Here is a 16,148-nt window from a genome sequence, read left to right as displayed (position 1 = left end):
ATTAAAAGTGTAGGATACAACAAGACATATCAATCATTCGAGATAGAGGCCTTCGCTCCCACCTCTCAACCCCCGAAGAAAGTGTTGCTTACCGATGAAAAGGCAGGTCTACTGGCTCGTGTTTCATCCTTCTGTTGTCCTTCCCACGATCACTCGCAGTGGCTATTCAACAGTCGTCCACACTTACAGTTGCGGGGACAGCTTCGGCATTTTACCGAATTCCCTTTTAAACCATAAAGGTACCTTTTCATCGTTAACATACTATATATTGTGTTTAGTTCATTTATATAATCTAACATATTGTGTTTAACTGAGCAACTCCTAATTCAAGCTGTCAATTCTCTAGGGTAACTAATACATCAAGTGATTCAGCGATTTTTAGCTAAAATCACTTGATATTATTTTTGCAAACATTACATTTGACCATTCAATCCACCCTCACTCTTTAGGGTGAAGAAATACCAGGATTTTACCATCCTGTGCTTCATTCGAATAGATTTCAGCTTCATTATCTGGAACTCCAATTTCCATAAGAGCATGTTTTAATCCTCCAGAACCAGAGTTGGCTCCTACTACTGCTCCTCCAATTGTTGTAATAATTGGACCTGCAGCCAACACAGCTCCAAACCCTGGGATTAATATAGTGGATAACCCTGCTATCACCCCTGCAATTCCAATTGCTCCTCCAGTTACAGCTCCAACAATTGCTCCATCCTTTGTGGAGGGTTTTAATTCCTGTGTGATTTCAGATGTTTCATTTATATTTTTAGCAATAACTGAAATTTCTTCGGTTGTATAGCCCTTCGCTTTTAAATCTTCCACAACTTCAGCCGCTTGTTGTTCATTTTCGTATACGCCAACAATATGATTCTTCATTAAAAATTACCTCCTGATTGCTTTTCCTATGTATTCTTTACCCGATCTTTAGTTCTTCTAGACACCTTAAAGCTTCAATCCCTATATAATTTAAGTGAACACGTTCACAATCTTTTATTTCAACATAAATATCCAGTAGTAGGGACAATCATTATCCAATATTCATCCTTTTCCCTTAACAAATTCTTTCTTTTAAAGAGAGACGTGCTTTTCTTATTTCACTAAGTAGTCCATATCAAATCCACTCAAAAAAAGCACTGCCAGAGGCAATGCTTTTTCCCTATTGTTTTGTCCCACTCACGAACTACTTAATAAAATTCGCCAACTTATTTAAAGAAATACGATAACTGCAAGAACCACTGCTAAAATAATGCGATAAATTGCGAACGGCATTAATTTAACACGTGAAATTAATTTCAAGAAGAACTTAATAGAAATAAGTGCAAAAACAAATGCACTAATAAATCCTACTATATAAAAACTCAAGTGGTTCATATCAATATCTTCCCAGTTTTTCAAAACAGATATCAAACTTGCTCCAGCCATAATCGGAACAGCCATGATGAATGTGAAGTCTGCTGCTGTTTTATGATTCATCCCGAATAATACACCACCAGAAATGGTAGCACCTGAACGTGAGAACCCCGGCCATAACGAAAGACATTGTACTAAACCTACTTTGAAAGCTTGTGCATATGTAATTTGATCTAGACTTACGATAGAAGGATTTTTCGGTCCAAATTTATCTGCAATAATCATTAAAATAGAACCCGCTATAAGACTAAATATTACGGTTTCTACACCAAATAAATTCTTATCGATAAAATCTTCTAATAGAACTCCCAATACTCCCGCTGGAATAATCCCAACAATAACATGAAGCAAGTTGAACTGTTTACTCGATTCTTCTGTATCAATTTTATACAAGCCGACTAAACTGAATAATCGCTTCCACATCACTACTACTACCGCTAAAATAGAACCCAATTGAACAACAATTTTAAATGTATTAGCAGAATATTTCCCTAAAAAATCTTCCGTCTTCAACCACATATCATCGACAATAATCATATGTCCCGTAGACGATACCGGTGCAAACTCTGTCATTCCTTCTACAAATCCAAGTATAAGTGCTTTTAATAACTCTAAAATTTCCATAAAATCTCCTTAATCTCGTTTTTTAAAGTACCAAATCAGAAATGCAATACCACAAATAGCTATAATGGTATATACAATATTGGAGTAAATATCCATATATCCAACAATTTCATCCCAGTTATCTCCAACCGCCGCTCCTACCGAGACTAATACTGTATTCCATATTAACGTTCCAAGTGTCGTAAATAGAAGAAATAATCCAAACTTCATATTCGACATCCCTGCAGGAATTGAAATAAGGCTTCTCACCAGTGGTATTAATCTTCCGAAAAAGACTGCCCAGACTCCATATTTATCAAACCAAGCGTCGGCTTTATGAATATCCTTAATCGTTAATCGTAGGAACTTACCATACTTCCCAACAATTTTCTCCAACCGCTCCACATCTAAAAGTAACCCGATACCATACAAGATAGTCGCACCAATGACAGAACCGGCCGTGGAAGCAATAATAATACCAAGCTTCGTCATGCTAGTCATCGTTGTCATATATCCTCCCAAGGTTAAAATCACTTCAGAAGGAATTGGCGGGAAAATATTTTCTGCTAAAATTAATAAAAATACTCCTAGATAACCAAACTGATTCATCCAGTCTGTAATCCATGCTTCCATTATACTTCCACATCCTCTAACTTAATGTTTATTGACCATAGCTCTGATTGACTACCTAACCTTATAGGTGGTCCCCAGAAGCCAAATCCAGAAGATACAATTGCATGTAAACTTCCCTTTTGCCTATACCCATAATCTAATTCAAAAATCCTTCTTGTAAATAAATGATTGGGCCACATTTGCCCAAGATGTGTATGACCGGACACATGAAAATCTACTTTTTCGTTCTCAGGTATTAATAAATTAGACGGTGTATGGTCCATTACAAACCATGGTAAATCCTTTTCTTCCGGAGCTAACTCAGATAATTGCTTTCTGTTTTTGTTCGTTATGTCTTCACGACCCGTCAAATAGAACGAATCTGCTACTAAAATAGTTTCATCTAATAACATGTGAACGTTGGATGCTTCCATCTCTTCTACTAATAGAGGAATTTTCTTTCCATAATATTCATGGTTTCCAAGCACCCCGTATATACCATACGTAGATTGTAGCTGTTTCATAACTTCGGACATACCTTTTTCCACAAACCAAATTGGATCATCATCGACTAAATCTCCTGCTAGCAACACTAAATCTGGCTTCTGAGCATTTGCTTTTTTCACAAAGCGAGTTAAATGTGCCTTATTGGATAATAAACCAAGGTGGAAATCAGATGCAACTACTACTTTAATAGAATCTGGTTTAGAGCCCTTTTTCGGCATTACGATAGAAAGCTCACGAACTACCGGTGTGTATGCGTTATATGTGCCAAATATTAAAACAAAGAGGAAAATCCCACAAACTAACCACCCTATTAAATTTAGATGTGTTGGGAAAATCCACAAAAGTATGGTCGCAATTGGGAAAAGAATAATCCCATACTGCATGACAACAAACCAGTAGGACCCTATTATACTAAAGAGTCGCAGCTTATGACTGATTCTCCCAATGAAAAATCCAAAAGCAAGTATTCCCCAGACAAAACTAAATAACCAAGTATTTATAGGAAGATAAAGATCTAACCACTTGGCAACTCCCCAGCCAAAGTAAAATACGATTGCAGAATATAAGAGGATTACTACTGCTGCTCCAGCGATTCTTTTCATGTATCATTTCTCCAATGTATGTATTTTTCACTTAACAAAGTATCGGATAACGAGTAGATTCCTGACTACTTTTTCATAAGTATAGCAGAAAATGTCTTAGTACCCCTAAGGCTCAAGACCGATAAGAAAATCAATTCTAAGCCCGTTTGGATTCATTTCTAATATTGGTAAGCTTGTAATACAAACGAGAGGAGGAACAAATATATGAAAAAAAGATTTGGTTTATTAACACTAGGAATTATTGCAGGGATTGTAGCATTAGCTAACTTAGGTTCGCTCTTAGCTCTTGGGGTCTCCGCAGCAATCGTTTTTGCAGGGGTACATTTTTACTTAAAGAGTGATTCAACCTTCTTGAAAATCTTTTGGGCAAGCGTAGGAATCCTTGGTTTAATCAGTGCCGTTGTAAACGTGCCTGGATTCTTCGGTATCTTAGCAATTCTAGCGGTTTGGTATGTAGTGAAGAAATGGAACAACGAAGAAGAAAATTTTTCATCTTCAATCGTTAAAACAGATGACCCATTTGTAAACTTTGAAAAACAATGGAACGAGCTTTCAAAATAAGGAGGAAATGAAAATGACATCACTATTAAACAGACTAAAATACTCAATAGAAGCAGACTTACACAAGCTTTTTGACAAAAAAGAAGAAAAAAATCCGATTGCAATGCTTAACCAATATATTAGGGAAGCAGAGAAACAAACAGAACAAACTGGTAAATGGTTAGAGCGTCAAGGAAACTTAAAGCAAGAACTTGAAAAAGAATTAGTGGAAACGATGCAGATGGTTGAAAAACGTAAAAACCAAGTAAATCTAGCAACTGCAAGTGGTGAGGAAGACTTAGCTGCTTTCGCCTTAGCTGAAGTAACAGCTTACGAAGAACGTGCCATTGTACTGCAGAACAGTATTCACCAAACAACGGAAGAGCTTTTCGGTTTAGAACGTAAATACGAAGAGATGAAACATAAAATTAAAGACATGAAAGTTCGCCAATTACAATTGATGGGAAAAGAAAATGTAACTCGTGCACACCATCAAATGGATCGAATTCTACAACCTGAACAAAAAGAAAAGAATTTCGGTACTTTCGAAGACATGGAACAGTACATCGAACGTCTGGGCCAAAAGATTGAAAAAGAGCATGAAGTCACTTCGATGGAACAGCGTTTACAAATGTTAGAAAAAAATGCACAAACTAAAGAAGAAATTGTGTAAACTAGAGGAAAGACGCAAGACAGATGGAAAAGCGTAGCAGGCATTAAAGAGGAGGAGGCACTCGCCTTCTCCTTTATCCAGGTTCAACTAGCCATTAGCGGAAACCGCTGATGGAATTTTCACCTAATGCGAAGAAGGAGGAATACTCATTATGAAAGAAAACCAAACGAACAAGTTAGCTTTTATACTCATTTGTTTTGTTTTCCTTATGTTCATAGAGGCTACAATTTTCGGGAATGGCAGTATTGTATTAGTTCTTCTTGGCATCGGGATGATGTATTTTAGCTTGCGAAAACGTACCCGCTTTTTATTTTGGACTGGATTTATTCTTTTGATTATAGCGATTTTTTCTATGTGGAGTTTGCGACTTCTACTTCTCGCTATAATGGGGTACATCCTGTATAAACTCTGGAAAAATGAACCTATTCAACATATGGTCCGTCCATTTGACACAGTATATAAAGAAACTCCAAATAGTATTATACAGAATAAGTTATTCTCTTCTCAAACAACTCCCTTTAATGCTTACGAGTGGCAAGATGTCCATGTGCAAAGCTTTTATGGAGAACAAGTGATTGATGTAACACAAACAGTATTGCCAAAAGGCCTATCTTTTGTTTCCGTTCGCCAGTCCCTTGGAAAGGTGACCATCTATGTACCATACGAAATTCCAGTAAGACTACATTTTGCAACGATAATCGGAGAGGCGGACATCTTTGGTCGTGGCGTTCAACGTCTATGGAACCAATCTGTTCTAGTGAAAGATGGTTATTTAGACGACGTTCTGTATGCTTCAGAGCTAGTCATTACTGTATCCACATGGATTGGGGATATTGAGGTGATCCGCAAATGAAAATTATTTTGGGGCAAGGTTTCTCTATTTTTTTCACCTTATTATCACTTGCAGCACTTTTGCTTTATGCACTATGGGGTTGGCCCAATGAAAATGCTTGGTGGTCCTTATTAGAATCAAAGTACGCAGAGGTGCCTTTTGGTGCTTGGATTATTATCATTCTTGCTATTATAAGTTTTAGTTTTTCACTGAATACACTACTAAAGGTTCGAGATCAGGAAAAGAAGATTGATATTAGCCTTCGCCCTTTGCTAGCGGCCGAGGCATTTGAACCAACAAAGAGGAAATATACGTACTCTAAACGATTACATGTTACTACAACACAGTTAGAGCAACTTATCATAACTCAGCGTAAGACATTACAACGCATTACGAATGAAAAAGCAGAGGACCAAGATAGAGTTATTCAAGAGAGAATCGTGCAAGAAAGACAGCGACTGGCTAGAGAACTACATGATTCCGTATCTCAACAATTGTTCGCTGCGTCTATGCTTTTGTCTGCTATGGTAGAAATAGAAGAATCACAACATGAAAAAGCCCCAAAAACATTGTTACAAACAGAAAAAATAGTTCAACAAGCACAATTAGAAATGCGAGCATTATTACTACATCTCCGTCCAGCAGCCCTTCATGATAAAACGTTAAAAGAAGGTTTGGAGGAACTACTTATAGAATTACAAGAAAAAGTATTTTTCACGATTCGTTATCGCTTAGAAGATGTCCCTTTGTCAAAAGGAGCAGAGGATCATCTTTTCCGAATTGCACAGGAAACGTTATCCAATACACTACGACACGCAAACGCAACTGAAGTCGATATATTATTCGTGGAACGAGATAATCTTGCTATTTTCCGAGTTCAAGATAATGGAGTAGGATTTGAACAGGTCGATTCCAAAAATGGCTCTTACGGGTTGCAAAGTGTACAAGAGAGAGCTGTGGAAATTGGTGCAACAAGTAAAATTGTTTCTGTTCCTTCTCAAGGTACAATTGTAGAAGTGAAGCTACCGATTGAGAAGATAGATATTGAAACAATCCAGTTGGAGAAAGGAGAGCAAAAAAATGATTCGAATCTTATTAGCGGATGACCATGAAATGGTACGTATTGGGGTTTCCGCTTACTTACAAGCACAGCCTGATATGGAAGTAGTCGCTGAAGCGGTAAATGGAAAAGAAGCTGTGGATATGGCTCTAGTGCACAAGCCTGATATTATTTTGATGGATATGGTTATGCCGATTATGAATGGTGCAGAAGCTACACGGGAAATTGTCGGGCAATGGCCAGAAGCGAAAGTAATGATAGTCACCAGCTTTATAGATGATGACAAAGTGTATCCAGCACTCGAAGCTGGAGCTATCAGTTATTTGTTAAAAACGTCAAAAGCCTCTCATATTGCAGATTCTATACGTAAAACCTTGAATGGAGATGCTGTATTAGAGCCTGAAGTAACCAATAAAATGATGAAGCGTATGCGTCAAGGATCGGATCATGCTCTCCATGAGGATTTAACAGACCGAGAACATGAAGTACTTTTACTAATGGCAGAAGGCAAAACAAATCAAGATATAGCAGACACTCTTTTTATAGCATTAAAAACAGCAAAAACGCATGTCAGTAATATATTATCAAAACTCGAGGTAAGTGATCGTACACAAGCCGTAATTTATGCATTTGAACATAAAATGGTTCCCACAAAAAAATAACTAATTCATTATCGCCATCATATGCTATTAAAGGAAAACTTCCTGTTAAACCGGGACAAAAAGATAGCATAAAGGATGTTAGTGCGCATGAACCCACTAGACCCTAATGAACAGCAGGAGAACGAGAGTGAGCAACAGGGTAATCTAGCTGCAAAAGTAGGATTTCTAGGTACTGTTGTTGTAACGATTGGGTACATTATTGAAACCATAGGCGAAGGCATTGCCCTTTCGGAGCTGGCTCAAGAAGAAAAGAATGTAGAACAAAAAAAGCAAGCAAATCAACAGCAGTTATCAGATATACAAAGTAAACTGGATTATTTGATAAAGGAAATAGATACAATGAAAAAAAAGGATGACCATTTTAGAAGATGGTGATCCTTTTTTATTTGGCTCATTAAAGTTATTTAGTTATTTTGGGGGTGTATAAAACAAATGCTATCCTTAGTAAAACTGCTCGACTTCAAAAAAACCATATGTAAAACTAGATTTTTAAAATATAGTAAACAAATTTCAGCATCTGACCATTCATTTCAAACTCTTCACTACTAGTTTCTATTCTTTCAAATCCATTTTTCTCTAAAACTCTTTGGGATGCTATGTTATTAGTTGTTGTTTTGGCTTTAATCTGTTTTATGCCCTTCCCAGTTACTGTTTCTATTAATAATTTCAATGCTTTATTGGCAATTCCCTTTCCAATGTGTGCCTGCCCCACCCTATAACCGAGGTAACCGATTTTATCCATTTTCTCAATATCGACTAAATTAATTCTGCCTAAAATTGAGCTTTCACTATCTTTTATTAAATAGAAATAGGAATCATCATTAACTTGTTCTTCAAGTAAAGTTTTATGGATTTTTTTAAAATTCTCTGGGTTATAGAAATTATCTCCACGCGTAGGTACCATTTCCTCAAAAAAAGTTCTGTTTTCAAGTTCAAAATTAAACAAATTTTCTTCGTCTGCCACATGTAATTTTTCAATAAATATATTCATTTGAACAAACCGCCATCCCATTTTTTTATTTAAAGTTCCCGAAACCAATCTTCGACGTCTTCATTTGTATAAAGGTAATGCACTTTCGATCCGTAGACTTCAAATTTCTGCATGAAAGCTGGTTTCATTTGTTCTTCAAAGTACATGTTCCACTGGAACATCTTCCGGAATATAGTAAAGGTCGGTTTGTAGTTACCCTTTTCTATTTTTAAAAGTTGACGAATGTATCTTCTAATAATGCGCCATGTTCTTTTATTCACAGGGATGTCTAAGAAAACAATTTGATCTGCTGCGAGTAACGCCTCATCTGTCCAGTCGATGTGAACGCCCTCTATTACCCATTTTTCTTGTTTAACGGCATTGATAAATAGTTGGTTTCTAACATCTATTTCATTTCGGATGTCACCAGTTGGCTGATGGTTCCATACGAAATTATCCGTTTCAAAGTGTGGTAGGTGAAGTTGGGCTGCAACTTTACGAGCAAGGGTAGTTTTGCCACTTCCTACTGAGCCTACAATATATATTTTCATCGTCAATCACTTGTTGCACGGTTCAATGCGTGGATAATTCCAGCATGTACGCCTTCATGCCAAACCAAGAATTGCACTAGTGCCTCAACTGTCTTCATTTCATGGAGCTTACCTATAGACATCGACTCTATTAAAATATTGGCTAGCTGATCGTCTAGCACTGATTTTATTCGCTCCGCTTGTTCCTTTAAAGCACTGACTAGTTCATCTGAAGTTGGCGGTTCCACATTCCAATCACTTGGTTTTGTTCCCGGAACAAACAGTGTTACCCACTCCGGATGTACAATTTCATAGGTTGAAATTGCTCTTTGCGTTAGTATCTCAGCATTCACGTAAATATGTCCTACATTCCACCGAATAGTATTATTGAATCCTGTCGGTTGTATATCCCATGAAGCTTCATTTACTTGGCTAATTCTTCCTAATGTATAAACCCGAGCAAAATTTAATTGATTCAACGTTTCCATGTTTTCATCCCCTACTTGTTATATGTTTGTAAAAATGGTATTTTCATTGAAAAGGAGGAATGTGTCATCGATATACCACGCAAATTTCCAAAGTCGATTCCAATCTACAGGCGAATTCTACAACGTTTACCTATCTATCACCCTACTTATATAGAAGTAGAGAAACGTATTAAAGCAATAGAAGCAGGATTTCACGGAGAATGCTATGTGGATAACTTTCTCGAACAGGTTCCCTTCCCTAAAAGCTATGCCATACTTAAAGACCTCCACATTCAAATAGATTCCAACAGTTATCTCCAAATGGATACGCTTATTCTCACAAAGAAATATATAGCTCTTTTAGAAATTAAAAACATCCGAGGGAAAATTGCCTTTCAAAAAAATCCTGATCAACTTATAAGAGAGTTTGACGGCGAAGTCACTCCCTTTAAATGCCCCGAACAGCAAATAACACGTCAAACAAAAAAGCTCCAGGTAATCCTATAGGAATTAAAAATAGATCTTCCTATAAAAAAACTCATTGTTCTTGCCTACAGTAAAACACACATGTAGTACTTCCTCCAAAATATACCACAATTGTTATGGGCTGCGACATCTCCATCTATATGGATGATTATAATCAGTTGCCCGATGTGCTATCAACCACCAAATTCAATCAGTTATCCAGGCAACTTGCTGCTAAATCCTTTGAATATATCCCTCCTTCAATAGCACAAACATATCCAGTGAAACTTGCTGATGTGAAAACCGGTTTGATATGCCCTATTTGTAAAAGGAAAGTGAGTGGTCAGTTAAAGTGCCCCACTTGCAAAGTGGGTAAACTCCTTCTCCAGCAACAGGCCGTTGAAGATTGGTTTTACCTAATGAAAGACTCTATTACAAACCGTGAATGTGTCTACTTCCTTGAATTGAAGGACAAGCATGCTGGAAACTATTTATTAAATAAGCTTCCCCTCCAACCAGTGAATAATCATAAACTAAGACATTACGTGATGTCTCACGACCGCTAATTTTGGCGGTCTTTTTTGTGGGATTTTTTTACTATTCCAACTAATATGCTCATTATTACAACTAAATCATTCAAAATTCCAACTAACCTCTCCACTATTCCAACTAAACAGCTCAAAATTACAACTAAGAGCATTTCCGAAACACAAAAAAGAGAAACCCCACTGGGATTTCTCTCTTTTTTATACTATTACTGCAATTTTCACCGTTACTTTGAACAGATCTCCGTCTACTTCCATTTGCAAGCTGCCTCCATGTAAATCCACGATGGATTGTGCGATTGCAAGACCAAGTCCGGATCCTTCTGTATGACGAGATGTGTCTGCTCGTTTGAATCGCTCAGTTAATTCATTCACATCGTTGCCTAGCTCATACTTCGCTATATTTTTGATGACAAACACAGCTTCTCCGTCCATTTGGTCCAAATTGATATATACACGAGTATTAGGTAGGGCATACTTTAGTGTATTGATGATCAGGTTATCCAGGACTCTCCACCACTTTTGTCCATCGACATAGGACATGATTGGTTTTGTGCCAATAACTACACGATAGTCTAGACCCGACTGATCAATGTCTTCCTGATGTTCAGCTATTGCTTGCTGCAAGAGCTGCGTTAAGTCTACTTTTCGTTTATCTAATTCAATATTGCCGGTTGTCATTTTAGATACTTCAAACAAATCTTCAATTAGTGTTTTCAAACGCATCGACTTTTTATCCAATATTGCAATATAGGATGCTCGCTCTTCATCTGTAATGCTTGGATTTTTTAACAAATCGGTATACGTAATGATAGATGTTAGCGGTGTACGAAGATCATGGCTAACATTTGTAATAAGCTCCGTTTTCAAGCGTTCACTTTTTGCTTGCTCCGAATGGGATGATTTTATACGGCTACGAAGTCCATTTAAGTTAGCGGCGTGCTCAGCAATCGGTGACTTCCCTCTTACTTCAATCTCATTGCCAATTACGCCTCTTGCCATTTCTTCCGTCTTCATAATAATTCGGTTCAAGTATGACATTCTAGCCAATAAGAACACCAGTATTGGAATACCTATAAATATAGTTGCTGGTATCCAAAGTAGTAATACTGCAGGTTGCCAGAAAACCATCATTGTTCCAAATCCCCAGAGGAATATAACCGTGAGCATGATCAACGTTTGCATCCCAATAGTGCGTTTTAAGAATAATCCTTCTAAAGATTTAAACCAACTGTATAAGAGGCTTTTACTCCAATCTATATCTTCAAAACTTCCTTTAATCCACTGCCATTGATAGAACGCTAAAGCTGTTAAGAACACTGCAAGGAGTAATGTAAAGATTGGAATATCGAATCCACCATAATGTAAAATACTCATTCTCAATTCATTCGTAGCAATAAATACAATAAATATGCTGGCAAAAAATAATACCCACTGAACATCTATTGGCAGTCTATGATATTTACGTTTTCCTTCTTCATGCTGAAAATGAACCTTGTCTTTCTTCCATAAGCTAATAAATGCAATAGTGGCTAGGACACCTAGAATGAGGATCCCATAAAAGAATCTCTCTTCTTTTTTAAAATACTGATAGTTATCCGCCCGATCCCCATTTATAATACTAGCCTCTGGTATAGCAATAGTTCCTTCGAATTTCGGAAAACTATAGCCAACTAAATTTTGCAGATACGAGGAGTTTTCTGTATTTTCATTTATCACATTGCCCTTTAAATACGTCGACTTACTTGAATACTCTTTTTTATAAGCAAGCTTTGTATCTAAATCGCCGTTATTAAATTTTTCACCCGTCTCTGTATTTTTTAAACTATATATAAATTCGTCATTATAATTTAGGAATTCATTTTTACTTGCCTCTAAAGCTTGAAAGTACTCATCCACTAGCTTTTCCTTTTCCATTCTCACTTTATCAGCTACATATTCATTATTCTCGAAGTTTTTTGTAATGTCTTCCATTTTTTTGTTTCGCTCTGCAATTGATGCTTCGTCTGTTCTTGCTTCATATTGAGCGGTGATAGAGTCAAGTTGCTCTTGCAAACTACCAAACTGATAGCGATGTTCATCTATTTCCTCCGCTGTTACAGTAATATTCTTCTTCATTTCTTCTTTTTCTGGAACAGCTAAAATAAGCGAAACAATGGACGACTCAAAATTGCTCACTTCTATTTTAAACCCATCACTATCAAAATAGTTTTTCCCTATATAATTACCACTTTCTCTAGTTAAAGTAAAAAATGCTAAAACCATTATCACCGCTAACAAAGAAAGTATTATATCCTTTATAATTGGTTTCTTCACCCCACTATTCCCCCTTTCATGTTTTGAATAATTTCTACAAAGCTTTCTCTAATTTCTACTATAGGCACAAGGTTGGTTATACAATAAAACAAACAAAGTATCCCGCAGACAATTGCCACTACAGATAAAAGTAAACTCATTTTACTTGTCGATCTTATAGCCAACGCCCCACACCACCTTTAAATATCTAGGATTTTTAGGATCCGCTTCTATCTTTTCTCGAATTTTCCGGATATGAACAGCTACTATATTTTCAGCGTTATATGCTGGTTCATTCCAAACGCGTTCATATATTTCATTGATCGAAAAAACACGTCCTGCATTAACCATTAGTAGCTCTGTAATCTTAAATTCAATTGGTGTTAGTTTAACGGACTCTCCTTCTACTGAGAGGTCCTTCGCTTCTTTGTTTAGTGTTAGTCCATCTAGTTCAATAACTTGCTGCTGCCCCTGATAATTTCCTAACTTGGTATATCTTCTAAGCTGAGACTTTACACGTGCTACCAATTCCATCGGATGAAAAGGTTTCGTTACATAGTCATCTGCTCCAACCGATAACCCATGAATTTTGTCTGAGTCCTCAGCTTTTGCACTTAGCATAATAATAGGAATATTTTTTTGTTCTCTAATTTTAAAAGTCGCTGAAATTCCATCCATTTTAGGCATCATAATATCTAATACAATGACATGAACCTCGTTTTCTTCTATTAACTGCAATGCTTCTAATCCATCTGCAGCTTTTAAAACGTGGTAGCCTTCATTTTTCAAATAAATTTCGATACCATCTCGAATGTCCTTGTCATCGTCGGTTACTAATACTGTGAACTGTGTCATTCGTTTACCCCCTTGGTCTGCACGATATGATTTATGTATCCCTCATCACTCTTATGTTACTTATTGTACCCTTCATTCCTTAACATTCCAGTAGGGAAAATATGAAGAAATTCTTAAGAAAATAAGTCAGGAAGTTCATATGTAACTTTTCATCCGCAGAACTGTCTAATAAGGTAGAGGAGTGATTAATTTGAAAAGAATAATTTTTGGTTTATGTACCTTTTCCCTCATATTAATATTAGCAAGCTGCGGAACGAACAATACAGATACTACTACTGGAAATGAATCTAAACCAAAGGAGGAAAAAACTATTACAACTAAATTAGAAGTTAAAGAAGATGGGAATGCTACTTTTACGATTAAAAATGAAACAAATGAAGAAGCAACTTTAACGTATGGTAGTGGCCAAGAAGTAGAATATCAGCTTTTAGACAATGAAAAAAATATTGTATTTACTTATTCTGCCGACAAAGTATTTGTCCTTATGATGTCCGAAAATGTGATACAACCAAACGAAGAAGTCGTTATCCAACTTGAGTTAAAAACAGAATTGGCGGAAGTTCCTGCTGGCTCATACACCCTTATCGCTTGGTCAGCTGCAAAGGAACTAAGTGATAAGAAACAAGAGATAGCCTATGAATGGGCTGGAAAATAGTTTAATAACACGAAAATGTTCTTAAATGAGGGGAAAACAGTCTCCAGTTGAACTTGAGCATAAAGTGATCTCGGTGCAATTTGCTCCAACAACCTAAAAAGTGCTTATCTAACCATAGTCCGCAATACATTTTACATGTACACTAGTTAGAAGTAGAAAATATTTTTTAAGGTGGACTATCAATGACAAATCACGAAGAAACAACAACTTTACCTCCAAAAACATGTTCCATTGAACGATTAGTGACAATGGAATCTGATGTTGCTTTAGTATTACAAGGTAAAAAAACTGCTACACGACGTAATGGTCGCTACGCAGATGTAGGCGAGATTATGGAGCTTCAAGGACAATCATTCGTTGTAGACCGTGTATATATTCAAACACTTGGTGACTTGATGGATGAACATGCAAACCAAGAAGGCTTTGAATCAGTGGAAGATTATAAACAGTCCATCTTGTCTTATCACCCTGGTATGCCTTGGTTACCTCATATGACTGTATGGGTTCATGAATTTAGCCCAGTAAAAGCATAATAACTACTTCTCTGTGATTAACACAGGGAAGTTTTTTTGTGGAAAATTTTGTTCTCATCGTATGAAACTTTTTATCCAAAAGATGGTCTAATTTGTAAACAGGAGGTGTACAACATGAGAAAGAACAAAACAATCAATTGGATTTTATTACTTGTAATCCCCCTCTTTATATTGGCTAGTTGTGGATCCAGTCTAAGTGAATATACAACTGGAAGTGATGCCGTAGAAGATACTGTATCCACACGAATTGATATAACAACAAATGGAGAAGGATCATTTACGCTAAAGAATGATACTTCAGAAGAAGCAGTTTTGGAAATGTCGAGTGGTCAACAAATCGAATTCCAACTATTAAATAATGAGAAGGAAATCATTTACACATATTCAGCAAATAAATTATTCATGCAAGAAATACAAGAAAAGAAACTTCAGCCTAATGAGGAATGGACGATCCCACTTAATCTGAAAGAAGAACTTGTGGGAATTCCCCCAGGTCCTTACACATTGACCGTTTGGTCCACCGCCAAAGGGTTAAATGACCAAAAAGAAAAAGTTGCGTATGAGTTTTTGACTTCACCGGGAAAACTTGTCGTTCAAACACAGGAAATAAAATTTACCGGACTAGTGGATCCACACTCTATTGAAGTAAAAAACCTAGCTGGTGAAACAGAAGTAATGCAATTATCTGAGGTGGCGATGCCTCAGTTTGAAAACGTAGAAGAAGGCACACATTTAATCATTGAATATGTAGAAGAAAATGGGCAAAAAACTGTTCAGACCACGTATCCTGCAGAATAACAATCTAAATAACCACATAAAAATGCATCGCATTTTTGCGGTGCATTTTGTATACATTATTAACTTTTGAAGGTTAAACCTTCTCTTCTTAAACTTTCTTTAAGTGTTGGCAAAGAAGCGGGACCTATACCATGGAACTTTAAAATTTCTTTCTCACTGAATTCAGAGAGCCTCTGCAAGGAAGTAACTTCGTTATTCATCAACGCTCTTCTTGCTGGTGCAGAGAGCAGCGATAGAAAACCGCTATTAGGTTTGCTTCCTTGCTCACACATTGGACAAGTCGGACAGTCACTACTTTTATAATACTTATGCCCTTTGTTGCAGGTCCTTAACTCTTTTTCAGAAGTTGCCATTTTAACACCCCTTAGATTCTCTAATACCTAATATTAACTACTATTATGACACAAATGCTTTAAAAAAATAAAAACCTCCTAACATATCTATAAAAGATTAGTTAAAAGGTTTATATTCTATAATTTAAATTTGCTTACAAGTTCTTAAGATTTATAGAAATTCCTGTTTTTTTCGATATAG

At 36.5% G+C, this 16,148-nt stretch carries 20 protein-coding genes and 1 riboswitch; of the genes, 10 read left to right on the top strand and 10 right to left on the bottom strand.

Translation table 11 applies throughout. The features are described 5' to 3' along the window. Nucleotides 1–84: 84 nt before the first annotated feature. Nucleotides 85–262: riboswitch (cobalamin riboswitch) on the bottom strand. Between the two features lie 176 nt (nucleotides 263–438). From MHI47_RS01075 to MHI47_RS01060, 4 genes are all read right to left on the bottom strand, one after another. After that, nucleotides 439–876, bottom strand: a complete 438-nt coding sequence (locus MHI47_RS01075) for a general stress protein (RefSeq protein ID WP_340829053.1) — start codon at nucleotides 874–876, stop codon at nucleotides 439–441. Nucleotides 877–1,206: 330 nt separating this feature from the next. Beyond that, complete coding sequence (locus MHI47_RS01070) at nucleotides 1,207–2,034, bottom strand: undecaprenyl-diphosphate phosphatase (RefSeq protein WP_093536505.1); 828 nt, start codon at nucleotides 2,032–2,034, stop codon at nucleotides 1,207–1,209. Nucleotides 2,035–2,043: 9 nt separating this feature from the next. Continuing rightward, complete coding sequence (locus MHI47_RS01065; RefSeq protein WP_093536507.1) at nucleotides 2,044–2,646, bottom strand: DedA family protein; 603 nt, start codon at nucleotides 2,644–2,646, stop codon at nucleotides 2,044–2,046. Continuing rightward, nucleotides 2,646–3,734: a metallophosphoesterase gene (locus MHI47_RS01060; RefSeq protein ID WP_340829051.1), complete on the bottom strand. Its 1,089-nt coding sequence runs from the start codon at nucleotides 3,732–3,734 to the stop codon at nucleotides 2,646–2,648. Before MHI47_RS01060 ends, MHI47_RS01065 begins: the two co-directional genes overlap by 1 nt. A 204-nt stretch (nucleotides 3,735–3,938) precedes the next feature. Between MHI47_RS01060 and MHI47_RS01055 the strand changes: the two genes are divergently transcribed. From MHI47_RS01055 to MHI47_RS01030, 6 genes are all read left to right on the top strand, one after another. Beyond that, nucleotides 3,939–4,295, top strand: a complete 357-nt coding sequence (locus MHI47_RS01055; RefSeq protein WP_340829049.1) for a lmo0954 family membrane protein — start codon at nucleotides 3,939–3,941, stop codon at nucleotides 4,293–4,295. Between the two features lie 13 nt (nucleotides 4,296–4,308). Next, nucleotides 4,309–4,947 carry a PspA/IM30 family protein gene (locus tag MHI47_RS01050; RefSeq protein WP_093536513.1) on the top strand — a complete coding sequence of 213 codons (639 nt, stop codon included), beginning with the start codon at nucleotides 4,309–4,311 and terminating at the stop codon, nucleotides 4,945–4,947. Between the two features lie 151 nt (nucleotides 4,948–5,098). Next, nucleotides 5,099–5,800, top strand: a complete 702-nt coding sequence (liaF, locus tag MHI47_RS01045) for a cell wall-active antibiotics response protein LiaF (RefSeq protein ID WP_093536515.1) — start codon at nucleotides 5,099–5,101, stop codon at nucleotides 5,798–5,800. Then, the gene (locus MHI47_RS01040; RefSeq protein WP_340761168.1) at nucleotides 5,797–6,885 is read left to right on the top strand and encodes a sensor histidine kinase; all 1,089 of its coding nucleotides are present in this window, start codon (nucleotides 5,797–5,799) and stop codon (nucleotides 6,883–6,885) included. The genes liaF and MHI47_RS01040 overlap by 4 nt, the downstream gene beginning before the upstream one ends. Beyond that, nucleotides 6,860–7,501, top strand: a complete 642-nt coding sequence (locus tag MHI47_RS01035; protein WP_093536519.1) for a response regulator transcription factor — start codon at nucleotides 6,860–6,862, stop codon at nucleotides 7,499–7,501. Before MHI47_RS01040 ends, MHI47_RS01035 begins: the two co-directional genes overlap by 26 nt. An 87-nt stretch (nucleotides 7,502–7,588) precedes the next feature. Continuing rightward, nucleotides 7,589–7,876 carry a hypothetical protein gene (locus tag MHI47_RS01030; protein ID WP_340761166.1) on the top strand — a complete coding sequence of 96 codons (288 nt, stop codon included), beginning with the start codon at nucleotides 7,589–7,591 and terminating at the stop codon, nucleotides 7,874–7,876. A gap of 106 nt (nucleotides 7,877–7,982) precedes the next feature. Here the strand turns inward: MHI47_RS01030 and MHI47_RS01025 are convergent, their stop codons facing one another. The 3 genes from MHI47_RS01025 to MHI47_RS01015 are packed head-to-tail and all read right to left on the bottom strand — an operon-like array spanning nucleotide 7,983 to nucleotide 9,489. Further along, a complete protein-coding gene (locus MHI47_RS01025) occupies nucleotides 7,983–8,492 on the bottom strand; it encodes a GNAT family N-acetyltransferase (protein ID WP_340829045.1) in 510 nt (169 codons plus the stop codon). A gap of 29 nt (nucleotides 8,493–8,521) precedes the next feature. After that, nucleotides 8,522–9,022, bottom strand: coding sequence for a DNA topology modulation protein FlaR (locus MHI47_RS01020; RefSeq protein WP_340829043.1), 501 nt, complete (start codon nucleotides 9,020–9,022; stop codon nucleotides 8,522–8,524). Between the two features lie 2 nt (nucleotides 9,023–9,024). Further along, nucleotides 9,025–9,489: a DinB family protein gene (locus tag MHI47_RS01015; protein WP_340829042.1), complete on the bottom strand. Its 465-nt coding sequence runs from the start codon at nucleotides 9,487–9,489 to the stop codon at nucleotides 9,025–9,027. On the opposite strand from MHI47_RS01015, the gene MHI47_RS01010 reads away from it, so the two are divergent. Continuing rightward, nucleotides 9,472–9,975 carry a nuclease-related domain-containing protein gene (locus tag MHI47_RS01010; RefSeq protein ID WP_340829040.1) on the top strand — a complete coding sequence of 168 codons (504 nt, stop codon included), beginning with the start codon at nucleotides 9,472–9,474 and terminating at the stop codon, nucleotides 9,973–9,975. The genes MHI47_RS01015 and MHI47_RS01010 overlap by 18 nt on opposite strands. Before the next feature lie 704 nt (nucleotides 9,976–10,679). Here the strand turns inward: MHI47_RS01010 and MHI47_RS01005 are convergent. Then, nucleotides 10,680–12,794: a sensor histidine kinase gene (locus tag MHI47_RS01005; protein WP_340829039.1), complete on the bottom strand. Its 2,115-nt coding sequence runs from the start codon at nucleotides 12,792–12,794 to the stop codon at nucleotides 10,680–10,682. 141 nt (nucleotides 12,795–12,935) lie between these two features. Further along, complete coding sequence (locus tag MHI47_RS01000; protein ID WP_093536530.1) at nucleotides 12,936–13,628, bottom strand: response regulator transcription factor; 693 nt, start codon at nucleotides 13,626–13,628, stop codon at nucleotides 12,936–12,938. A 190-nt stretch (nucleotides 13,629–13,818) separates the two neighbouring features. On the opposite strand from MHI47_RS01000, the gene MHI47_RS00995 reads away from it, so the two are divergent. The 3 genes from MHI47_RS00995 to MHI47_RS00985 all read left to right on the top strand — a co-directional run bounded on the left by MHI47_RS00995 (nucleotide 13,819) and on the right by MHI47_RS00985 (nucleotide 15,614). Next, nucleotides 13,819–14,283: a BsuPI-related putative proteinase inhibitor gene (locus MHI47_RS00995; protein ID WP_340761160.1), complete on the top strand. Its 465-nt coding sequence runs from the start codon at nucleotides 13,819–13,821 to the stop codon at nucleotides 14,281–14,283. Between the two features lie 182 nt (nucleotides 14,284–14,465). Continuing rightward, a complete protein-coding gene (locus tag MHI47_RS00990) occupies nucleotides 14,466–14,816 on the top strand; it encodes an ASCH domain-containing protein (RefSeq protein WP_093536534.1) in 351 nt (116 codons plus the stop codon). Nucleotides 14,817–14,930: 114 nt separating this feature from the next. Further along, entirely contained in the window at nucleotides 14,931–15,614 is a 684-nt protein-coding gene (locus MHI47_RS00985) for a BsuPI-related putative proteinase inhibitor (protein ID WP_340761159.1), read from the top strand. Between the two features lie 59 nt (nucleotides 15,615–15,673). Here the strand turns inward: MHI47_RS00985 and MHI47_RS00980 are convergent, their stop codons facing one another. Beyond that, entirely contained in the window at nucleotides 15,674–15,967 is a 294-nt protein-coding gene (locus MHI47_RS00980) for an RNA polymerase alpha subunit C-terminal domain-containing protein (RefSeq protein ID WP_093536538.1), read from the bottom strand. Nucleotides 15,968–16,148: the final 181 nt, after the last annotated feature.

This window comes from Psychrobacillus sp. FSL H8-0487, from assembly GCF_038008385.1.
Classification (GTDB): Bacteria; Bacillota; Bacilli; order Bacillales_A; family Planococcaceae; genus Psychrobacillus; species Psychrobacillus psychrotolerans.
Note: the sequence above shows the minus strand (reverse complement) of the source record. Positions and strands in the feature narration are given on the sequence as shown.